Source organism: Lelliottia nimipressuralis, assembly GCF_041464075.1.
Taxonomy (GTDB): domain Bacteria; phylum Pseudomonadota; class Gammaproteobacteria; order Enterobacterales; family Enterobacteriaceae; genus Enterobacter; species Enterobacter nimipressuralis.
This window is the reverse complement of the sequence record NZ_CP167172.1, coordinates 1161324-1181598: the sequence shown is the minus strand read 5'-3', so window position 1 is coordinate 1181598 and position 20275 is coordinate 1161324. Positions and strand designations below refer to the sequence as shown.

The following is a 20275-nucleotide window of genomic DNA, read 5'->3' as shown; positions in this document are numbered from 1 at the left end:
CTGATAATTTATAAGAGGTTTATTTCAGTGAAATTCTGACAACGCTGTCCGGTCCGTTCGTGGAGTGGTCTTTGTTGAACGCCTGTTTGACGGTGACGTACAGCGTCTGGCCATCTTCGGACAGCAGCAGGCTGTTTGGATTCGGAGGCAGATCCCAGCTCTGTTTGACGGCATAGGTCGTGGCATCCAGGCTCAGCAGTTTTCCGCTTTCGCGCTGGGTGATGTACAGCTCGTTGCGTTTAGCGTTGAATTTCACCGCCAGCGAATCGCCCACATCCAGCTTCTTAATCACTTCGCCGGTATGGATATCCAGCACCAGCGTGGTTTTGGCTTTGGAGTTATCGGTCACGAACAGGCGACCCGTGGCCTTGTCTTCTGCCAGGTTAAGCAGCAGCGCCGGTTTGTCGCCGAGCGGTTTCCAGCGTTTTTCGATGCGATTGTTGCGCGGATTGATAATCAGGATTTCGCCGCCGCCGTTAGCCACGTATATGCGCTGAGTCTGCTCAGACCACAGCAGCCCCGTCACCCACTGCCCGGCATTTTTGATGGTTTTTTTCAGCTTGAGCGTTTCGGCATCCACCACCCAGACCACTGCCGGATCGGCGACACCGCCGATGTAAAGTGTGCCGTCATGGAGCAGCACCTGGCGCGCCCCGTACGGGAAACCTTCTTTGTTGCGCTCGGTGAACAGCAGGCGATTTTTCACTTTGCCGTCCGCGGTGCTGATGGCGCTGATGCCGCCGTCCAGCGAGTTGGTCGCATAGACGGTGCTGCCATCCTTTGATATCGCCAGCGCAAAGTTTTTCAGATCCGTATGGCTGCGGCCAAGGGTTTTGAGCGTAGTGGGATCGAGCTTGTAGATCACCCCGCCCTGCACGTCCTTAAACCCTTCGGCGCTTGCGACATACAGCGCATCGCCTTTCGGACTGAGCACCATTTCGTATAAGCCGTCGGCCAGTTCACGCTTCACCACGCCGGTTTCCGCCGGCGCGGTTACGGCGGTGTGAGATTCAGGGGCAGGTTTGGCGGCATGCTGCGCGGCGCAGCCGGAAAGAGAGGCAGCCACAAGCAGCGCCAGCGCGGACAATTTTTTTGTCATCAGGAACATCCTTTACCGTTCAAAAAGAGAATCAGGCGGGAAACTGCGTCGCATGCTGCTGTGCGATTAAGGTTGTTTTACAGGCTGTGAGGCCAGTGCAGAGTCCACCGTTAACACTCAGTGTTCCGTGTGAGATCTGCGCTCACTGTTGATGCGGGAATCGTCCGTCGCTGCCCACAAACACTAAAGAGAATGAGAACTATACTCATTATCTTTATATGATCAAGCGTAAAAATGGGCAACAAGATAAAACAAGCAGGGATGAGAGAGCGTTAGGTCACCTCATCTACTCTTTTGCGCAATAAATAACAGGGGCGTTTCTGTAGATAATGAAATAGCTGGAGGCGTTCGCCGGCGTTATCTGAACTTTAAGGCCGCGATCGCGCAGACGGAAAAAGTCCGGGACATCCAACCTGAAGGCTTCATTTCTTTTTGGGCGTCCACTGGTGTCGCTGGACACCATAATAATATCCCCCGCATCTCGCCAGTAATTAAACGCAATTTTATTACTGACTTCGACAGGTGGCTGGCCTTTCTGGGTATATTCCCCGGACGTTGCATAGCTACCCTCCCCGTTCATAAATGAATAATCCATCATGACGTCGAGAAGATAATTATCGTCTACCACCGTTACATGTGCTTCGCAGCTGAAGTGATTACGCTGGTAATGAATATACCACGCATAAAGCAAGGGTGCGGCAATGGCCAGAACGATAAACGTCCAGCGCAGCGTTATTTTATTCATCATCATGATTCTGCGGCCTGTAAATAATGGAATCACACTGCGCATTTTTGTCCTGTAGCGGACGGTCGCAAATAATGACCGAATGAGCCTGCTGGGAAAAACTGCTGGTCATCCACAGTACCCCTCCGGGTTTGCACTGAATGGGATAGCGTTTCGCCAGCCCCGCCAGCATTTCACTGGTTTTCTCTTTATCCCGCCAGGATGAATATACGTCACATCCGTTAAATTGACTCACCGACTGATAATGCGTCAGAGAGGACTTATCCTCTTTAATCAGAAAGTACGATATCGCGCAGGAGAGCAGAAAAAGAATGCCTGCCACCCCATAGGCAAGCTTTGCCGGGAAAAAAGGGGGTTTGCGAATCACCTCAGAAACAGCCACCGCCGTAACCTCGGCGACGGGATATTCTTCGGGTAAAACCGAAACCAGCGCCGTTGTCTGCGGGCGAATAAACTCGTCCAGTTCCCCTTCGCGCAGCTGGGCAATCGACTTAAACCCCTCTTTAGGCAGGGTCTTAATGATGTTTTCTTCCAACCCTGCAAATTTCAGCGCCTTGCGGATTTGGGAAATGGTCTGGTAAAGGGCATTGGTGCTGACAATCGCCCCCTGTTTCTCCCAAATGGAGGCAAACAGAACCCGCTGCGTCACAACCTGGTTGTTGTTTTCAAGGAGTAAAAGCAGGCACTCGCTCACCGGGCCATGAAGGGTGGTAGCCCTCTGAGGATACCCGTCCAGCGGACCGAGGCGCCGCAAATCAGGTTCAAACAGCAAGGTATCGTTGATGACGTACACTTTTTTCATGGTGCGATCGATAGTTGACATAGAAAACCTGATTCAGAATTTAGTTATTATATATCAGCAGGTTGAAATAAACACCTTCATGCAAAAAACCGCTCTTCGCTCGCGCCTTAAGCCTCTTAATCAGTATAAATCATATAACTTCACTCACGTTTTTGTCAGGCAATTCTTAAAGTTGTGGCATCGGAAACCTATGGATGAAGAAAACGTGATCATCGACACTCACAATCAGCCATTGATGCTTGAAAACCAGAAAACTTCGCGACTTTATGTTGAGTGGTTGGTTCATTACACGTTTTTAGCATTAATCTCCAGAAATCATAAAAAACAAGGTGCATAGCACTACAGATGCAACTTATGTAAATAGAAACTCTATAAACAAATCGTCAACACAGGGTTTCTTATAGCGCATAGGCTTGTGTATTGGAAAGCACGAACGGCATACATATAATCCACCTTATAAAATGTATGGTTTATTAGAAAAGTGTATTTCCAGCGGCGTATGTCAGGTTGACTCTAATGCAGGAATAAAGAGATGGGCTATCGTCTATATGGCTTTATGATTGGTGATGAAATTCACTTCGATATTACCAATCGCAGACTGTACCGACTTACCGGTAGTCACAACGATAAAAGTGTGGCGTTTGCATCAATCTATTTTAACGAAACAATGTTACGGCTTTTTCTATATTTGCTGGAACATGGTCGTAAGAAAGTCATCGCCAAAGAAGAGTTGTTCGAAAAGATCTGGGAGGACAATAACCTCAGTCCTTCGACCCAGCGGTTATGGCAAGTGCTTCATAATCTGAACAACAAACTGAATCTTCTTGGATTACCCGAGGACTTTATTCGCAATATTAGAGGGCATGGTTACATCATTAATTACCAGGATGTCGTCCCCGTATATTATAGAATGAGCGAACTCCCTGCTCACTCTGTTAAAAAAGAGGAGAAGTCTGATCCCCTGAGTGAGTGATGTCAACTCAGCGGTTTTGCCCTTCGTACCTGAGTGCAAAGGGCTTTTTTTTACTTCTTCAGTTTCATGTTTTGCATTCCATTAATGATGGCAACATAGCTAAAAATATTGTCGCTCGGTAAAAACCGGCCCGGGAAAAATAGATGAGTGTAATGAATCGTTTTCAAAATTTAAAAGTCAGCCGAAAACTCTTATTCGGCTTTTCGACTATTTTATTGGTGACACTGGCCATTCTGCTGTCGGGAATGCTGGGGATGGTGAGCATTCAGGATCGCGTCGAGAAAAATGAACATACCACCGGCCTTTTTAACGCGCTGTCTGCCGTGCGACTGGCCCGTCTGAACTATCTGTATACGCAGGACCAGAAGTATCTCGATCAGACCAACGATGCCGCCCAGACGATGCAGGATATGATCGCCCGGCTGGAAACTTACACCTGGACGCCTGAGGGAAAAGTTTCCGTGGATAAGACGGACGCTGCGGTGAAAAACTACATCGCGTCCCTGACGCCGTTTACCAAAGCGGCGAGCGAAAAAACGGACAGTGAGCGCAAACTCAATACGCAATCCCTGTGCGATAACTCTGAAATCGCATCGAAATTAAGCCGCAGCGCGGCGTTAACTCCACAGCAGACGCTGGTTGCGTCCCAGGTGGCCTTCATCCTGAGCGATATTGACTCCCAGGTCTCTCTCTATAAGCAGCACCCGACAGAGGCGGCAAAGCAAAACGTCCTGACGCGTCTGGACGCGGCCAAAAACGGGATAACAGAGATGCTGCAGTTTGTGCCGGAAGATCAAAACGCCTGGCTGAACAGCAGTCTTAAAGATATGCAGGCAATCGCTGCAGAACTCGACCACTACAAAGTTGTGTGGGCAGAGCAATCGACCCTATCAGAAACCCTGACAGATAAAGCAGAGACTCTGATTGAGACTATTCAGTCGATGTTCGCCAGACAGCAACAAAAAGTGGTTGAGACCGTTGATGGCGTCCGGCTGCAGATGAGCATTGTGGCTGCCATTGGCATTGCCCTTGGCCTGCTGCTGGCAATGGGGATCACCGCATCAATCACCCGTCCGCTAAACGAAACTTTGCGCGTCGCAGAGCAAATCGCCAAAGGCGATCTCACCAGTACGTTGACCAGCACGCGTCATGACGAACCTGGACTGCTGATGCAGGCCGTTTCAACCATGAACGAAAACCTGAAAAGCATTATTAATGACGTGCGCGAAGGGGTGGAAAGCGTGGCCCGCTCCTCCACGGAAATCGCCGCAGGCAACATGGATTTGTCATCACGCACCGAGCAGCAGTCTGCTGCCGTGGTGGAGACGGCAGCCAGTATGGAAGAGCTGACCTCCACCGTCGCGCTGAATGCGGAAAACGCTAACCAGGCGCGCCTGCTGGCGGAAGAAGCATCGCAAAATGCCAGCGAAGGCAGCCTGATTTCGCAGAAAGTGATCGATACCATGAAAAATGTGCGACTCAGCTCGCACCGTATTTCTGAGATCACCACGGTGATTAACAGCATCGCTTTCCAGACCAACATTCTGGCGCTCAATGCCGCTGTGGAAGCCGCACGCGCGGGCGATCAGGGGAAAGGTTTTGCGGTTGTCGCCGCCGAAGTGCGCACCCTGGCGCAACGCAGCGCGCAGTCAGCAAAAGAGATTGAGAACCTGATCCACGAATCCGCCGTTCACGTCGATACCGGTTTTAACCTGGTGGAAGGCGCCGGTGCCGCGATGTTCAAAATTGAAAAATCGGTGGCTCAGGTGCGCGATATCATGAGTGAAATCGCCACCGCGACGGACGAACAGAGCCGTGGGATTTCGCAGATTGCGCAGGCGATGGCCGAGATGGATACCACCACGCAGCAGAACGCCGCGCTGGTTGAAGAGTCCTCCGCTGCGGCCAGTTCGCTGGAAGATCAGGCCGTGCAGCTTGAAAAGGTGGTGTCGATCTTCCGTGTATCGAATACCCCACGCCAGCTTAAGGAGAGCCGTCCGGCAGGCAAAGGGCATGTTATTGCGCTGGCGCCCGGCAAAAAAGAGAGTGTCAGCGACCAGGACGACTGGGTGAAATTCTAATCCAGCCTGTGATTCCCCCCTTCTCGTCAGGTAAACCCTCCCGGTTTGCCTGACGAAAACGCGATAAAAGTGACCTATGGAAAACACCCTTAAAAAAGATCCTACGTTCCTCAACGGGCTGGGATCATCGTTGATCCGCGGTCTGTCACGGTTTAAAACGATCCCCGCCCGACCTGGGTTGAAAACCCTGAAAACGGCCATCGCGCAAAAGCAAATCACCCCTGTTTATCAGCCTTTTATCAACGCGCAGACCGGGAAAATCGCGGGCATCGAAGTCCTCGCTCGCTGGCGGCACCCCACTTATGGCGATGTTTCTCCCGACGTGTTTATCCCGTTGGCAGAGCAAAACGGCCTGATTATTTCGCTGACCCATCAGCTTATCCAGCAGGTGATTGCCGATCTCGAACACCCGATTCAGCACTTCCCGGTGGGAACTTATATTTGCATTAATATCAGCGCGCAAAATTGTCTCGATCAGAATTTCGAGATCGACACCTGTGAGCTGTTAAAGAAATGCGACGCGAATCAGAGTCAGGTGGTGATGGAAATCACCGAGAGACACCCGCTGCATTTCACCCCGCAGCTGAGTAACTGGTTTGCAGCCCTGCGGCGCGCCAACATCTCTGTCGCGCTGGATGACTTTGGCACCGGCTATTCGAACCTGTCCTATATTTCTGCCCTGAATCCAGAATTCATCAAGATCGATAAAATGTTTATCAGCCAGATTGGCGTCAGTGCCGATACACGGCTCGTGGACAGCATGATTGCGCTGGCCAAAAACATGCATCTGAAGATTATTGCCGAAGGGGTCGAAACACAGGTACAGGCGAACTATCTGCGTGATAAACAGGTCGACTTCTTGCAGGGGTTTTATTTTTGCCGACCGCTACCGGTGGAGGAGTTGCTTAACGTGGTGATGGCGTGAGTAACAGCGACTAAATGGTACGCCCTGTAGGATTCGAACCTACGACCTACGGCTTAGAAGGCCGTTGCTCTATCCAACTGAGCTAAGGGCGCACGGAGAAGCGTGCACTTGCGGTGTGAAACGCCTGGAATTATACGGTCAATGGCTAGTGAGTCAATGCCTTTTAGCGCAATCGCCTGCCTTCTCATCATCCCCCTGTTTATCCCTCGTCAATACGTCTGTTTTTTCGACATTCCTCTCATTTTTCTGCCACTTGATGACTCTACGAAAAGGCTTAACGCCGTTTAAGTAACGCCTGGTATTTTCTGCCGACCATCGCTCTCACACTAGCCTCCGGTATCCCGGCGCCGAGGAGCCGGAAGATAACAGGACAGTGTAGTGACCTCCCCATTCCCGCTTAACCATTCCGACTTGCCAGAATGCGATCTCCCCCCACTGCGTAGCGTCTCGCCAGAGATTATCGGCATCAAGCTGGAGCCTATCGTGGCTCTCTCCTCTTCGCGAGTGGTCGGGCGTGAAGTGCTTAGCCTTCTCGCCTCCCCTGAGCAAAGTGAAGCGTTTTTTCAGCAACAGTCGGTGAAACAGTCGCTTAGGCTGCTTGAACTGCAGCTCGCCATGTTAAAAAACACACTTTACGCTAAAAACCTTTTTATCAACCTGCCGATAACCGTATTGAGTGACCCAGAATCCTTCGCCCGAATCCTGCCGCTGCTTAACGCCGGCCAGAATATTGAAATTGTCGAACCCAGCGCACTCTTCAGACTTCCGGCTCCCATGCGTGAATGCGTAACCCGCCACTGGTGGATGCTCGTCGAACGCGGATGCCATCTCTGGCTTGATGACGTAAACACGGCTTCTGTTCGTCCTTTTTTAGGCTGTCGTTTACCGTTATGTGGCGTCAAGATCGATAAGATGGCGTTCTGGCGAAAAAAAGGCTCGCCTGCGCTAGCCCAGCTGGTAAATCTCTGCGCACAGGTCGCCAGCAATGTGCTGATTGAAGGTATTGAGTCAAACAGGGATCGGGAGTACGCGCTGCAGGCAGGAGCGGGATTCGGTCAGGGATATTACTGGCCGTCTGTAGGCTGGTCTGAAGAAAAAAGGACATTAGCCTGAGAGAGAATCTATGCGCATGACCGTACGCCGCTATCGGCGTCGTCGTAAAGGAAGCGATTCGCTGGGTTTTTCACATTCGCGTTCCAGCGCCCCTTTTTTTGATCGTCTTGTTTATTTGAGTCAATCCATCAACCAGACACGCAGACCCGACGCCCCCTTTATCGTTCTCGTGACCCACGATCGTTTCCTGCATGCAGGAATTCAGCACGGCCCATCCCCCCTGAAACACTGCTGCGGATATGACACGCTCGAATCGGCTTTCAGCGCGCTGGAAAACTGGCCCTCGGCCAGACTGGTTGTCGATATGGAGAGCCGCACGATGCCGCTGATGGAGATGCTCACCACGCTTCGACGCGCCATTCTGTATCCCCCCTACACTGCCGTGAGCCTGCTGATACGCGCTGATGACTATGACGCCCGGCTGTTTTGCAAAACCAGCGGTCCCTTTGATGTGCTTGAGCGCCAGCTCCCGGCTCAGGCGCTGCAACATGCGTTAGCGACCGCCCTCCCTCCCGTGAATAATCGCCACATCTACTTTTCCAGAGAAGAGTGGTTTGTCCTGCAATATCTGACACAGGGGGAATCACTAAGAAATATTGCGCTTTTTCGCCAGCGCCCTTACAGCCGCGTGGTTTATCGTCTGGGACGAATTCTCAGTAAATTAGGGTTAAACCATCGTCAGGAATTACTGCATCTGCTGCATCGCCTTTCTGTCTCCTCTCCCGAATAACCCCTTAATTCCTAAAGACCTTTAAGAAATTACTTACGCACAATATTAAAATTATGTTTTAAATTAACATTTATGCAAAGATTACAACTATTCCTAATCCAGGATTTCTCGTGATGTTAATCTCTGCGTAGCGATCAAAAAACAGCATATTCATCCAGAAGTTAAGTTTTAATTTCATCCGTTAAAAAGATGATAACGATGTAAAAACGTGAGTATTCAATGAGTCGCTAAAAACGCCATCCCTTGCTGGCAGCAGATCCTTCTGCAGCCGACGGCTTTTTTTGCTGAAAGGTGAACAGCACTTTCAAATGAAGGTGACGCGCGGAAAGCGGCAATAAATCTTCCGCCGTGATGGCACAGAAGATTCCGCTTACCGTGGGTGAAATGGCAACATTAAATTAACATTGAGGGGATTCTATTATTTTTTGCAATTACATAAATAGGATAATCCACATTAAGAGGAATGTCTGGTGATTTAGCCCAAATTTAAAATAATCACTTTCCGTCTCCAGAAGATCATATTATTAAGTACACCCTGAATAATTTACAGGCTTTTCGGAGAAAACTTACACGGTATAATAAGCATGTTCCAAAGGAGAATAAGAAATACCTTTACTCTTTCCAAAATATTAATAAGCCAACGCGCTACTGCCATTTTTTATCAGAATGCAAACAAGGATGCTTACGCTTTTTCCAGGGAATTACCCCCGTATAAGGATCTGCAGAATTATCCTTCCGGCTTACCAGGCACTTTTGCAGAGATTGCAATTGCGCTTTCACAACCTGAGGCATAAAAAATGAAACCGGCATCCGTCATCATTATTGACGAGCACCCTATCGTCAGAATGTCAATTGAAGTCCTGCTCCAGAAAAACAAAAGCATTGAGATTAAACTCAAGTCAGGAGACAGCCATGAAGCACTCGACTACATTCGCAATCACCCTATCGATCTGGTGATCCTCGACATCGAATTACCTGGCACAGATGGGTTTTCATTGCTAAAAAGAATCAAGAACTTAGATGACAACATAAAAATTCTGTTTTTGTCTTCCAAATCAGAATCGTTTTACGCTGGCCGCGCCATGCGAGCAGGTGCAAATGGATTTGTGAGCAAAAGAAAAGATCTGAATGATATCTATAACGCCGTGGAAATGTTGCTCTCTGGATATTCGTTCTTTCCCTATGAGACCCTGAGCTTTATAAATCATCAAGGCTCACACCGGGGAGCAATAAATGACATGCCGTTATCAAACCGCGAGGTGACTGTTTTGCGTTATCTGGCCAATGGATTATCTAACAAGGAAATCGCGCAGCAATTATTACTTAGCAACAAAACAATTAGTGCGCATAAGTCCAACATCTACTCGAAATTAGGTGTGCAGACTATTGTAGAGCTGATTGATTATGCCAAAGCGCACGAGCTGCTTTAATCTGAAAGTCCTCCCTGAGACTCCAGTGAGTTTCAGGGAGGGTGTTTAGGCTTAATTATAATTAATCATAAAGGTCGCATCGGCATCTGCACGCCCCGGCTGGGGATTATTTGCCGTAGCGATATAATTCGCATAAAAATTCAAAACTGCATTTCCTTGCTCATCAACCACCACATTCTGGCTCGCCTGCTGTAATGGCAGACGCGTTTTATCCCGATCGCGTATTTCTACCGCAACATTCGTCGCCTGGCTGGCATCGTTTAAGGCCAGCAGTTCTGGGTCCTGCGGATCCGTTTTTCCAGAAAAGGTTATCGACGCCGCACCCGGTGGGCAGCCGGTCAGCTTTAGCGTAAACGGCATCGCCTGGGTTCTGCTGCCCGTGGTGCTGAGCTGTTTGGTCGGCCAGGTGCCCAGCGTCACCGATTTGTCGCTGTCGCTCCCCTCAGCCACACAGGTAAAATCGATAATATTGCCGTACAGTTCGATATTGATTTCGCCCAGTGGGCTTGCCGCCAGCACGCCTTTCACAGGCATAAAGGCTACGGCTACAGCGGCAACTAAAATCCCTATGCGCATCGCCCTCTCCTTAATCGTAATCCACGCGAAGATACCCGCGTGAGGTGAAGCGCCCTTCGCTCGGTTTATTCCCGGTGACGCTCACCGGCCAGGCGGTGATCCCAACCACTGCCGAGGCGTTATCATCCAGGCGGAACGGGATCTTGCTGGCAAGATTATTGGGCGTCAGGGGCGTGTTGTTCGTGCTGGCGACGATAAAACCGAGATCAGGATTATCAGAAACCAGCGCATTCCCGGACACTTTTTCCGTTTCCACACGCATGGTGAGGTAGGCGTTGGCCTCCACGTTAGTGCATTTTATGGCGATGGTCTGGGTTTTAGGCGAGACGTTCTGCGGGCGATTTCCCGCCCCGGCCTGGCTAAACTGCGAGGCGCCAATATCACCAAAATCGAATTCCACCACTTGACCGGCGTTGATGGCGCAGCTCTGCGGCACCTGGATGGTTCCGCTGTAGCTGATGGTATACACCGGGGTCGTCAGCGGGTCCGATGAGGTGGTCGTAACATAGACACGGAACATCGTCTGACGCGGGATCTCCACCATATTGATAAATCGCCGCGTCACCTTCAGGCGAAACACCAGATTCGAGTCTTTCACCCCGAAAGGTTGATTTTTAGAGACGTTCGGGTGGCTCCCCATCTGAATAAAATTCTGCGGCGGGTAAAACACGCCAGAGTAGCTGTCGGTGATCTTCATCGCGCCATCCAGATACTCATTCAGCTTCAGATATTTGTAGCCATCAATGGTGCTGGTGATCGGGAAATCAGTCACGTAGCTGCGCTTGGTGGTGTTGCCCGATGTCCCTTTCGGGCAGACCGCGTTGACCCCCACCCACTGGGATTTCTCCGCAAGCGTGACAATCTGCCCAATCTGGTTATTGGAACTATTAAACTTATCCGTCAGATCGTAATAGATATCCGTCGGCACACCGTTTTCGTTAGCACAGACCGTGGCTAGCGCCTGCGTGACAGGAAGCATTACCAGCAGCGCGGCCATCAGGTATCGACTCTTAATCACAGCGAATCTCCTTCATCGTGATTGCCTGTTGCAGGCTCTTTTCAGGCAGGACGTACGGCGCATGGCACTGGGCGCTGGCGCCGTTGCCCCACTGAACCAGCAGCTCGCCTTTAAGCGGCAGCCCGCTGAGGTAAATTTGCCCGTCATCGCCCACCATGCTGGTGACGCCGCTTCCGGTTTCGCGCACAACGGCACCGAAAGGCACCGGCTGATTGCCGCGCATGACGGTCAGCAGCGCACGAACGCCAATGCGCGTATCAAAGCTGGCACGCACCAGCGCACCGTTGGTCGGCACCACGCTGCTGACGTTGTTTTCGATATCGGTACTGTTGTTCATGGTATTGGTATCCAGCGCCACGCGGTTGTAGCGATAGACCGTGGCGTAAGGCATCACGGCGTAACCCCGCCAGTCGGTTTTCACACCGGTCTGGTTTTCGACATTCACGCCGGACGCGCCCGGCGCTTTGATCAGCACGTTGGTATCCCCGAGCGGCTGGCTGAAGGTCACACCGTCGGCATGGCCCACCACGCCGCCTGACATTTGCCAGTTCAGATCGTGCTGGTCGCGGGAATAGTTGTATCCGGCCCCGAAGGTGCCATAGGTGGCCTGCCAGTTTGCGCTGGCGCTGCCGCTTGCACCGTTGGTGCTGGTGTGTCCCTGACTCACGCTGTAGTTCAGGTTTCGATCTTCCAGCAAGGTGCCGCTGACGCCGGTCTGCCAGGTGGTATCTCCGCTGCTGTTGCGGCTGGCGGAGGCCGTGGCGTAGGCACGATCGAAGGCGCTGTCACGGCGATAACCGTGACGGGTAAACAGGCTGAACGGAACCGACACGTTGAACGAGGCCAGCTTGTCTGTGCCATCAATGCCCACCGCCTGATTCCACGACCAGGAGACGGAATAGCTCACGCCTCGCCAGCCGCCGGCATAACCCAGCTGATACCAGACGCTGGAATCGCTGGTACCCCAGTAAGTTTGCTCGCTGCCCGACACATAGAGCGACCCGTAATCCCCCAGCGACTGGGAAATGTTCACCTGGAAGCGCCCTTTTTTGTTCCACGTCAGATTGTGATAACTCACCACATCCGACACGCCGTTCTCGTCCTTGCTGTCGCTGTACTGGTAACCTTCCATGGCTTTCCACGCCACATCATCCAGGGTGTAGAACCCTTTGGTGGAATAGCGATAGCCAAGCAGCTGGAAGTTAGTCCCGAAGCCGTTCAGGGATTTGGCGTACAGGAAGCGTAAAGATTGCCCTTCGTGGCGGCTGTCGTCAGCCAGCTGGCTGCGCGCCTGGGTGACATCGAGTGAAATCGCCCCCCAGTCGCCAAAGTTTTTCCCCGCACCGAGCGCGATGGCGCTGTAGCGCGAGGCGAGCTGGGTGCCGCCATACAGGGTATAACCGTTGCTCAGCCCCGCAATCAGCGTGCCCTGGGTGAAGAACGGCGTGTCCTGATCGTCGTTGCCGCTGCGGTAATCCCCCGCCACCAGATCGTATTTCATGCGGCCTTCACGCTGTAAGAGCGGCACCGTGGAGTACGGCACCGTATAGCGCTGCGGGTTGCCGTCTTTCTCTTCAACCGTGACCTCAAGGTCGCCGCTCGACGACGTCGGGTTCAGATCGCTGATGGCAAATGCCCCTGCCTGCACGTAGCTCTGATAGATGACATACCCGTTCTGGCGGATCACCACTTTCGCCGGGGTGCGGGCGATACCGCGCACGGTCGGCGCGTAGCCCTGCATGCTGTCCGGGTACATGCTGTCAGAGGAGTACATGCGCAGCCCGCGGAAACCGAGGCTGTCGAACACGTCATTGCCGGTGTTGCTGTCCCCGGCCACCAGCTCGCTTTTCAGGGGAATGATCGTCCGCTGGGCGGATGTGCTGATGTTCTGCCACTCGCGATGGCTTTCCCCGTTGCTCTCGGTATAGCGCCACGCCCCGTTGTTACGCAGCCGCCACGGGCCATAGTTCAGCCCGCTTTGCAGATTCAGGTAGTAGCTGTTGTCGGCGTCATTGCCTTTGTTGCCGCTGAAGCTGTAGTTCAGCAGCAGCGCCGGTATGCCTTCGTCCCACTGATCCGGCGGAATATAGCCACGCGCGCTGTTCTGCATTGCCACCTGCGGCAGGCTGACGTTCAGGCGCAGCGAGGCAAAATTGAAGCCAATCTCCGAGCCGGGGATCGCCGTCGCCAGCGGAACGCAGGTTTCGCCGGTCACGTTAAGCAGTTCAGGGAAGGCAGTGATGTTGACGCCAAAGCGGTCCAGCATCGCGCGCGTGATGCACGGCGACAGCCCGCCCGCGACCGGAGGTGTATTTTCATCCCCGGCCTCAAAGCGGACATCCTGGGTACCGATAAATTCATCGTTACGCCAGATATCCACGCGATAGGTGCCAGGCGCCTGCTGATGCCCCTGCTCAAAGCGCGACAGATCCGCCACGCCCGCCGTGTCATCAGACAAAAACGCGGGGTTAAAATAGTTCTCAGACCAGGCTATCCCCGGGCAGAGCACCGCCATTATGGCCAGCACACACGGGCGGTAACGCCATCGTGAAGGATTCATCACTGTGACTCTGCTCAAAGACTGACGCGACGCGCGGGAGTGATCGCGCCGTAATCATTCACGCTCTGCCAGGAGAGCGTGCCGCTGGCCCCGTCAGGTAGCGCCTGCTGGGCTGAATTCTTCGGCGCAATCATGATATTTTCCAGCTTCTTCCCGCCCAGTTGCAGGTTCACCAGCGTGACGTAATAGGGTGAAGCATTGCTGACTTTCAGGTGGTTACCCGCGCGTTCAAAGCGCAGCTGCGAAAGCGCCTCTTCCGGCTGCATCGCCAGATTTTTTGGTCGCACAAACAGTTTGATACGCGACAGAATCGCCAGCTGCAGAACGTTTTTTCCTTCCAGGTTGGCTTTGTTCACCGAAGGAATGGCCTTCACGTTCATGTAAAACAGGGATTCGCGATCCGTTGGCAGCGGCGGCCCCGCATAGATAATGCGCAGCGTGTTCTCGCTGTCCGGTTCGCTGACAAACAGCGGCGGTGTGACCGCAAAGGTTTTTTCTTTCTGCCCGCGATCGTTTTCAATCCACGCGTTAATTAAATAGCGCTCTTGTTTATTGCTGTTCGTGATCGCGAGCGATGTCTGTTTCGCGTCGGCCGGATAAATCACGCGCGTCGCCCCCAGAGCAATCCCACCGGATGCCTGAACGGGCAGAGAAATCATCATCAAAATAAGCGAAAAGATCAGTCCTGGTTTTATTAGGGAGTTCATCACAACAATACCTTTACTATTAAGTTCGCAGGCGTGTACGACGTTATGGATAAATCAACGTAAACCAGACATCCGACTGAATATTGCCCGGCACAAGGTGTTCTGAAATAGCCCGATAGCGCGCACTGAAATGAAAGTTCAGCTCGGGCGTGTCGATCGGCAGCATATTATTGGCGGTGGCGTTGGGAATAATCTGTCGCTTCTGCGAATCAAAAAGTGCCAGCCCAATCCCGCTACTGACGCGGCTGTTGCCGGGACGGGATGTTGCCAGAAAAACCTGCGGATCTTCAGTGGGCGTAATGCCCTGAAACATCATCCCGACCGTGCGGGAAACATCCACACTGCAATCCACCAGACGCAGGGTAAAAGGCACATCCACCGTCGAAAAACTGCCCACACCGTGAAAGGCGTTGGTGCGATACTGCCCCATCTCCACGCGCAGGCTTTGACTCTCGGGCGCCACGGCGCAACCGCCGTTGACCAGCTCACCTTTGAGATGTACCCGTCCGCCATCCACCACCACGCGGTGCGCCATCACAGGCTGTACGGCAGTAATCGTCAGCAGAAACAGAAGCCCAATTCTGGTCATCCTTAGCCCTCGATGTGGATCAAACTGGCCTCTTCCCTGAGGCCCGGTCTTCCCTGAAAAGCCGATTATTCGTATTTCAAGACGAAAGTGGCGTCCGCGTTCGCCTGACCAGGCTCAGTGGTCGCCGCAGTTGATTTGTAGCGTGCGGTGAAGTTCAGGGTGTTGGTCCCTGCGATCAGCGTTTTCGCTGCGGAGAAGGTTGCACCGTCTGGTGTCAGGGTGCTGGACGCGCTATCCAGGATCTCGATACCAACACCTTTAGCCGTGTTGTCGTTATCGCCTGCGGTTACAGCCAGCAGGGTTTTATCGGTCGCATCAATCTGGCCGGTGAAGGCAACAGCAGCGGTGGCAGCCACTTCTGGATCGCAATCATTCAGTTCAATGTTGAACGGAATATTAGAAGTGGTATCGCCCACTTTCGTGAATTTAGCGGTACGATATTGACCCAGAGTCACGATCTGATCCGCAGATTCAGTATTTACTGCGCATGCCGCATTAACTAATTCACCTTTAAAGTGAACGGTACCGCCATTGACGGAAACGGGATCTGCTGCATGAGCTGCACCCGCAACCAATACCAGCGAAGCAATGACGGAAGAAGCAATATTGCTAAGTTTCATATCTGTTCCTTTGGAATGTAAAAAGCCCTTCCCGGGTTAATTCGGGAATAAAAAACACATTCAATTGCGTAATTGAAAGTTTATTTTGGAAGCAACAAAGTAGCCCACGGACAAATATTAAAACAGGTCAAAACACTGCGATAATTCCAGGCTACATCCTAATTTCCCTTAGGAAAAGACCATTCAATGAGCATGGTTTAGGGCCTGATTGTGGAAATCTCTCAATGGGTGACTGACAGCGGGCCTCGCTTCTGACAAAATATAGGCAATCCCCCTTTCAAACGTTACAGACGGAATCCTCTCTCTGATGGCAGCAAAGATTATTGACGGTAAAACGATTGCGCAGCAGGTGCGCTCTGAGGTCGCGGAAAAAGTGAAGGCGCGTACAGCGGCCGGAAAACGCGCTCCAGGGTTAGCCGTTGTGCTGGTTGGCAGCAACCCGGCATCGCAAATTTATGTCGGCAGTAAACGTAAAGCATGTGAAGAGGTGGGCTTCGTCTCCCGTTCCTACGATCTGCCGGAAACCACCAGCGAAGCAGAACTGCTTGAGCTGATTGACACCCTGAATGCCGACGACGCGATCGACGGTATTCTGGTGCAGTTGCCGCTGCCTGCGGGCATCGACAACGTGAAGGTGCTGGAGCGTATCGCACCGGATAAAGACGTGGACGGTTTCCATCCGTATAACGTCGGACGTCTGTGCCAGCGCGCACCGCGTCTGCGTCCGTGTACGCCGCGCGGTATTGTGACGCTGCTGGAGCGCTACAACATCGACACCTACGGTCTGAACGCCGTGGTGATTGGCGCATCCAACATCGTTGGCCGCCCGATGAGCATGGAGCTGCTGCTGGCCGGTTGCACCACCACCGTGACGCACCGCTTTACCAAAAACCTGCGCCAGCACGTCGAGAATGCCGACCTGTTGATCGTGGCGGTCGGTAAGCCGGGCTTTATTCCGGGCGAGTGGATCAAAGAAGGCGCCATCGTAGTGGACGTGGGTATTAACCGTCTGGAAAACGGCAAAGTGGTGGGTGACGTGGTATTTGAAGACGCCGCCGCGCGCGCGTCTTACATCACACCGGTACCGGGTGGCGTGGGTCCAATGACCGTAGCAACCCTGATTCAGAATACATTGCAAGCATGCGTTGAGTATCACGACGCAGAGGAAGCGTAAGATGGCAACATTTTCATTAGGTAAACACCCGCACGTTGAACTGTGCGATCTGCTGAAGCTGGAAGGCTGGAGCGAAAGCGGCGCACAGGCGAAGATTTTCATCGCCGACGGTCTGGTTAAAGTCGATGGCGTGGTTGAAACCCGCAAGCGCTGCAAAATTGTCGCAGGGCAGACGGTCACCTTCGAAAACCAGAGCATCACCATTACCGCCTGAGTCGCTCAAGGCCCGGCGGCGCTTCGCATGTCGGGCCAATGACGCGTGATTGGTGTTTGTAGACCGGGTAAGGCATTTCCGCCGCCCGGTTTTCCCCCTCTCGGCCCCCTGATTTCCCCTCAACCATAACGGTTAATTCTCGATCAACTTCAAAGAATCACTATTTCGTTTGTTGAAATGTGAAAATTAAGTTGCACGAATTTCAGGCTTCTCTCACGATAAGTAGAACGTTCTACTAAAACGTTCTACTTACAATAACAGCGCCTCTCAAAGCGCTTCTCGGGGGAAATCAGCATGAGTCTGATATCAGGGTTTGTTAAATCGTTGTCTAAGTTATCGATGATTGGCCGCGCGTTGATGCTGCCAATTTCACTGCTTCCTGCTGCGGGCCTGCTGTTAGCCTTCGGCGATAAATTCCACATGCCGCTGATGATGAACGCCGGTGGGGTTATTTTTGATAACCTGCCGATGCTGTTCGCCATTGGTTCTGCCGTCGGCCTGGCGTCTGAATCCGGGATCGCAGCCCTGTCGGCGGCGGTATCGGTATTTGTCACTAACATCACCATCGGCACCGTTCTGAGCATTACACCGGAAATGGCCTCCCAGGGCGGGAAATACGCCATGGTGGTGGGCATTCCGACACTGCAAATGGGCGTTTTCGGCGGGCTTATCTGCGGTATTCTTGCGGCCTGGTGCTATAACCGCTTCCACACCATGCAGCTGCCGGAATTCCTCGGCTTCTTCTCCGGCAAACGTTTTGTCGCCATCGCCACTGCGTTTCTATCATTCGTTCTCGGTTTGCTGCTGCCGTATGTCTGGCAGCATATTCAGGCGGGGATCGATGCCCTGTCGGTGATTGTAAACGGCGATAATCAGGCGGCCTCGACCTTTATCTTTGGTCTGGTTGAACGTGCGTTAATCCCGCTCGGCCTGCATCACATCTGGTATCCGTCGTTCTGGTATTCGTTTGGCGATTACACTACCCAGGCGGGCCAGGTGATCCACGGCGATCAGACAATCTGGTTCAAAATGCTGGAAGAAGGGACCAAATCCTTTAGCAGCGACACTTACCAGAACGCCGGTAAATTCATGCAGGGCGAGTTCCCGCTGATGCTGTTCGCGCTGCCTGCGGCCTGTCTGGCGATGTATCACGAAGCGCACACCAAGAATAAAAAAATCGCCTTCGGTATTCTGTTCTCGGCGGCGCTGACCTGCTTCCTGACGGGCATCACCGAGCCGGTGGAATTCACCTTTATCTTCGTGGCCCCAATCCTGTACGTCTTTAACGCTATTATGGCGGGTCTGGCCTACATGACGATGTATCTTCTGCACGCTCACATCGCCAAATCCTTCTCTGCGGGCCTGATTGACTACATTTCATTTGGTATCCTGCCGTCGTTCAACGGCTATCAGACAAACTTCCTCAACGCCGTGATCATCGGTATTCCGATGGCGCTGATCTACTACTTCACCTTCCGCTTCGTCATCCGCCGTTTCGACGTCAAAACGCCGGGCCGCACGGAAGTGACCGCCACCACGGATGACAAAACCGACACCGAAATCGCGACCGAAATCATCGGCCTGCTGGGTGGCGCGAAAAACATCGACTCCGTTGGCTCCTGTATCACGCGTCTGCGTCTGGAAGTGGCGAAGAGTGATGAAGTGGATAAAGACGGGCTGAACGGTCTGGGTGCGCGCGGCGTCGTCTTCGTCGGCGATAACGGTATTCAGGTGATTTTCGGTGCCAGAGCACAGTTTATCGCCCAGACCATGTCCACCATGATAGGTAAATAATAAGATGCCGGACCGGCACGTCTCCTGTACTCTGGGAGGCGTGTCTTATCTGGCTGATAATCGAGAAATTTCAGGGAGCGAGTTTGAAGAAAGTCAGCATTATTGATGTCGCAAAACACGCAGGCGTATCGGTGTCCACCGTCTCGCTGGTGTTACGTCAGAAAGGGAAAATCTCAGAGGCAACGATTGAGAAAGTCCACGCTGCCATCAATACGCTTGGCTACATTCATAACGTCGCTGCCGCCAATCTTCGCGCCAACACCTCCAATCTTATCGGCCTGATCCTGCGTGATTTCAGCGACAGTTTCTCCATCAAAGTGATGGCGAGCATCGTGCAGGAGCTGGAAAAGCAAGGCTATATGGTTTTCCTCGGGCAGCCGCTTAACGATCACGAGCATCTTGAGCGCTGCCTGCTTTCGTTTAAACAGCAGGGCGTCGCCGGGGTGATCTATCTGGCGTCCGATACGCGAACCTCCACGCTTCCGGCGCAGATCCGCGAATGCCCGTTACCGCTGGTCGTGGTCTCCCAGTCCTTGCTGAATGAAACCTGCAATCTGGTGATGCGCGATAATCGCCAGGCGGCGAATCTCGCCACCCGTTATCTGATTGAGCGCGGGCATCGTAATATCGCCTATATCGGCGGGCGGGAAGGCTGTCTGATCCGCGAGCAGCGCCTGCTCGGTTTTCGCAGCGCGATGACGCAATACGGCCTGGTGAACCGCGAAGAGTCCGCCCCGGTCTGTAGCGACGATACCCAGGCGGCGGGGTTTATCACCCGTCAGCTGCTGGAAAAAAACAACACCATCACCGCCCTGCTGTGCCATTCGCCGGATGCGATGATCGGTTCGATTTCCGGGATTCATCAGGTCGGGCGTACCGTCGGGAAAGATGTGTTTCTGACGCAGCAGGTCGCGCTGGTCGGGTTTGAAGATATGCTGCATGTGAATCTGACCTCGCCGTCCTTCACCTATGTGTCGTCGGCGAGTGAAGAGACGGGCCGTCAGGCGGCCGGTTTAATGATTCGTAAGCTGAAAGAGCCGGATCTGCAAACGCAGCGGATCACCCTTTCCGGGCAGCTGATCGCGCGAGAGTCGGCCTAGAAATAGCAAAACGCCCGAACATGTC

At 52.7% G+C, this 20275-nt stretch carries 19 protein-coding genes and 1 tRNA gene; 10 read left to right on the top strand and 10 right to left on the bottom strand.

Annotated elements, in window-relative coordinates:
- Positions 1-19: 19 nt before the first annotated feature.
- The 3 genes from ACB496_RS05505 to ACB496_RS05495 form a co-directional block, all read right to left on the bottom strand.
- Positions 20-1099 (bottom strand): YncE family protein, encoded by a 1080-nt coding sequence (locus tag ACB496_RS05505; protein ID WP_371974628.1) that lies wholly within the window; start codon positions 1097-1099, stop codon positions 20-22.
- A gap of 286 nt (positions 1100-1385) precedes the next feature.
- Positions 1386-1850: a hypothetical protein gene (locus ACB496_RS05500; RefSeq protein WP_371974627.1), complete on the bottom strand. Its 465-nt coding sequence runs from the start codon at positions 1848-1850 to the stop codon at positions 1386-1388.
- Positions 1837-2667, bottom strand: coding sequence for a winged helix-turn-helix domain-containing protein (locus tag ACB496_RS05495; RefSeq protein WP_371974626.1), 831 nt, complete (start codon positions 2665-2667; stop codon positions 1837-1839). Before ACB496_RS05495 ends, ACB496_RS05500 begins: the two co-directional genes overlap by 14 nt.
- A 511-nt stretch (positions 2668-3178) precedes the next feature.
- Here ACB496_RS05495 and ACB496_RS05490 point away from each other — a divergent pair.
- The 3 genes from ACB496_RS05490 to ACB496_RS05480 all read left to right on the top strand — a co-directional run bounded on the left by ACB496_RS05490 (position 3179) and on the right by ACB496_RS05480 (position 6625).
- Positions 3179-3619, top strand: coding sequence for a transcriptional regulator (locus ACB496_RS05490; protein WP_102104243.1), 441 nt, complete (start codon positions 3179-3181; stop codon positions 3617-3619).
- A gap of 152 nt (positions 3620-3771) precedes the next feature.
- Positions 3772-5700, top strand: coding sequence for a methyl-accepting chemotaxis protein (locus ACB496_RS05485; protein ID WP_371974625.1), 1929 nt, complete (start codon positions 3772-3774; stop codon positions 5698-5700).
- 76 nt (positions 5701-5776) lie between these two features.
- Complete coding sequence (locus ACB496_RS05480; protein WP_371974624.1) at positions 5777-6625, top strand: EAL domain-containing protein; 849 nt, start codon at positions 5777-5779, stop codon at positions 6623-6625.
- A gap of 15 nt (positions 6626-6640) precedes the next feature.
- Here the strand turns inward: ACB496_RS05480 and ACB496_RS05475 are convergent.
- Positions 6641-6717: transfer RNA gene (locus ACB496_RS05475), tRNA-Arg, on the bottom strand.
- Positions 6718-7003: 286 nt separating this feature from the next.
- Here ACB496_RS05475 and ACB496_RS05470 point away from each other — a divergent pair.
- The 3 genes from ACB496_RS05470 to fimZ all read left to right on the top strand — a co-directional run bounded on the left by ACB496_RS05470 (position 7004) and on the right by fimZ (position 9898).
- Complete coding sequence (locus ACB496_RS05470) at positions 7004-7738, top strand: EAL domain-containing protein (protein WP_371974623.1); 735 nt, start codon at positions 7004-7006, stop codon at positions 7736-7738.
- Positions 7739-7748: 10 nt separating this feature from the next.
- Entirely contained in the window at positions 7749-8468 is a 720-nt protein-coding gene (locus ACB496_RS05465) for a response regulator transcription factor (RefSeq protein ID WP_181827438.1), read from the top strand.
- A 797-nt stretch (positions 8469-9265) separates the two neighbouring features.
- Positions 9266-9898, top strand: coding sequence for a fimbria biosynthesis transcriptional regulator FimZ (gene fimZ, locus ACB496_RS05460; RefSeq protein WP_100777328.1), 633 nt, complete (start codon positions 9266-9268; stop codon positions 9896-9898).
- Between the two features lie 51 nt (positions 9899-9949).
- Here fimZ and sfmF read toward each other — a convergent pair whose 3' ends face one another.
- From sfmF to fimA, 6 genes are all read right to left on the bottom strand, one after another.
- Complete coding sequence (gene sfmF / locus ACB496_RS05455) at positions 9950-10474, bottom strand: fimbria assembly protein (RefSeq protein WP_102104246.1); 525 nt, start codon at positions 10472-10474, stop codon at positions 9950-9952.
- A gap of 10 nt (positions 10475-10484) precedes the next feature.
- On the bottom strand, positions 10485-11471 hold the full coding sequence (gene fimH, locus ACB496_RS05450) for a type 1 fimbria D-mannose specific adhesin FimH (RefSeq protein ID WP_100777330.1): 987 nt from the start codon (positions 11469-11471) through the stop codon (positions 10485-10487).
- A 13-nt stretch (positions 11472-11484) separates the two neighbouring features.
- Positions 11485-14052, bottom strand: coding sequence for a fimbrial biogenesis usher protein (locus ACB496_RS05445; protein WP_102104248.1), 2568 nt, complete (start codon positions 14050-14052; stop codon positions 11485-11487).
- A 14-nt stretch (positions 14053-14066) separates the two neighbouring features.
- Entirely contained in the window at positions 14067-14759 is a 693-nt protein-coding gene (fimC, locus tag ACB496_RS05440) for a type 1 fimbria chaperone FimC (protein ID WP_100777332.1), read from the bottom strand.
- Between the two features lie 43 nt (positions 14760-14802).
- A complete protein-coding gene (gene fimI / locus ACB496_RS05435; RefSeq protein WP_371974622.1) occupies positions 14803-15348 on the bottom strand; it encodes a type 1 fimbrial protein subunit FimI in 546 nt (181 codons plus the stop codon).
- 65 nt (positions 15349-15413) lie between these two features.
- The gene (gene fimA / locus ACB496_RS05430; protein WP_100777334.1) at positions 15414-15968 is read right to left on the bottom strand and encodes a type 1 fimbrial major subunit FimA; all 555 of its coding nucleotides are present in this window, start codon (positions 15966-15968) and stop codon (positions 15414-15416) included.
- A 307-nt stretch (positions 15969-16275) separates the two neighbouring features.
- On the opposite strand from fimA, the gene folD reads away from it, so the two are divergent.
- The 4 genes from folD to malI all read left to right on the top strand — a co-directional run bounded on the left by folD (position 16276) and on the right by malI (position 20250).
- The gene (folD, locus tag ACB496_RS05425) at positions 16276-17142 is read left to right on the top strand and encodes a bifunctional methylenetetrahydrofolate dehydrogenase/methenyltetrahydrofolate cyclohydrolase FolD (RefSeq protein ID WP_102104250.1); all 867 of its coding nucleotides are present in this window, start codon (positions 16276-16278) and stop codon (positions 17140-17142) included.
- Position 17143: 1 nt separating this feature from the next.
- Positions 17144-17356 carry a ribosome-associated protein YbcJ gene (gene ybcJ / locus ACB496_RS05420; protein ID WP_100777336.1) on the top strand — a complete coding sequence of 71 codons (213 nt, stop codon included), beginning with the start codon at positions 17144-17146 and terminating at the stop codon, positions 17354-17356.
- 294 nt (positions 17357-17650) lie between these two features.
- Entirely contained in the window at positions 17651-19150 is a 1500-nt protein-coding gene (locus tag ACB496_RS05415) for a PTS transporter subunit EIIC (protein ID WP_100777337.1), read from the top strand.
- Between the two features lie 83 nt (positions 19151-19233).
- The gene (gene malI / locus ACB496_RS05410; protein ID WP_102104251.1) at positions 19234-20250 is read left to right on the top strand and encodes a Mal regulon transcriptional regulator MalI; all 1017 of its coding nucleotides are present in this window, start codon (positions 19234-19236) and stop codon (positions 20248-20250) included.
- Positions 20251-20275: the final 25 nt, after the last annotated feature.

Excerpts from the sequence above, each read along its gene's own strand:
- ACB496_RS05495 (WP_371974626.1), bottom strand. The coding sequence starts at position 2,667 with ATGTCAACTATCGATCGCACCATGAAAAAAGTGTACGTCATCAACGAT.
- ACB496_RS05415 (WP_100777337.1), top strand. The coding sequence starts at position 17,651 with ATGAGTCTGATATCAGGGTTTGTTAAATCGTTGTCTAAGTTATCGATG.
- ACB496_RS05500 (WP_371974627.1), bottom strand. The coding sequence starts at position 1,850 with ATGATGATGAATAAAATAACGCTGCGCTGGACGTTTATCGTTCTGGCC.
- fimZ (WP_100777328.1), top strand. The coding sequence starts at position 9,266 with ATGAAACCGGCATCCGTCATCATTATTGACGAGCACCCTATCGTCAGA.
- fimH (WP_100777330.1), bottom strand. The coding sequence starts at position 11,471 with ATGGCCGCGCTGCTGGTAATGCTTCCTGTCACGCAGGCGCTAGCCACG.
- sfmF (WP_102104246.1), bottom strand. The coding sequence starts at position 10,474 with ATGCGCATAGGGATTTTAGTTGCCGCTGTAGCCGTAGCCTTTATGCCT.
- ACB496_RS05480 (WP_371974624.1), top strand. The coding sequence starts at position 5,777 with ATGGAAAACACCCTTAAAAAAGATCCTACGTTCCTCAACGGGCTGGGA.
- fimI (WP_371974622.1), bottom strand. The coding sequence starts at position 15,348 with ATGACCAGAATTGGGCTTCTGTTTCTGCTGACGATTACTGCCGTACAG.
- folD (WP_102104250.1), top strand. The coding sequence starts at position 16,276 with ATGGCAGCAAAGATTATTGACGGTAAAACGATTGCGCAGCAGGTGCGC.
- ACB496_RS05490 (WP_102104243.1), top strand. The coding sequence starts at position 3,179 with ATGGGCTATCGTCTATATGGCTTTATGATTGGTGATGAAATTCACTTC.
- fimA (WP_100777334.1), bottom strand. The coding sequence starts at position 15,968 with ATGAAACTTAGCAATATTGCTTCTTCCGTCATTGCTTCGCTGGTATTG.
- fimC (WP_100777332.1), bottom strand. The coding sequence starts at position 14,759 with ATGAACTCCCTAATAAAACCAGGACTGATCTTTTCGCTTATTTTGATG.
- ACB496_RS05465 (WP_181827438.1), top strand. The coding sequence starts at position 7,749 with ATGCGCATGACCGTACGCCGCTATCGGCGTCGTCGTAAAGGAAGCGAT.
- ACB496_RS05505 (WP_371974628.1), bottom strand. The coding sequence starts at position 1,099 with ATGACAAAAAAATTGTCCGCGCTGGCGCTGCTTGTGGCTGCCTCTCTT.
- ACB496_RS05445 (WP_102104248.1), bottom strand. The coding sequence starts at position 14,052 with ATGAATCCTTCACGATGGCGTTACCGCCCGTGTGTGCTGGCCATAATG.
- ybcJ (WP_100777336.1), top strand. The coding sequence starts at position 17,144 with ATGGCAACATTTTCATTAGGTAAACACCCGCACGTTGAACTGTGCGAT.
- ACB496_RS05485 (WP_371974625.1), top strand. The coding sequence starts at position 3,772 with ATGAATCGTTTTCAAAATTTAAAAGTCAGCCGAAAACTCTTATTCGGC.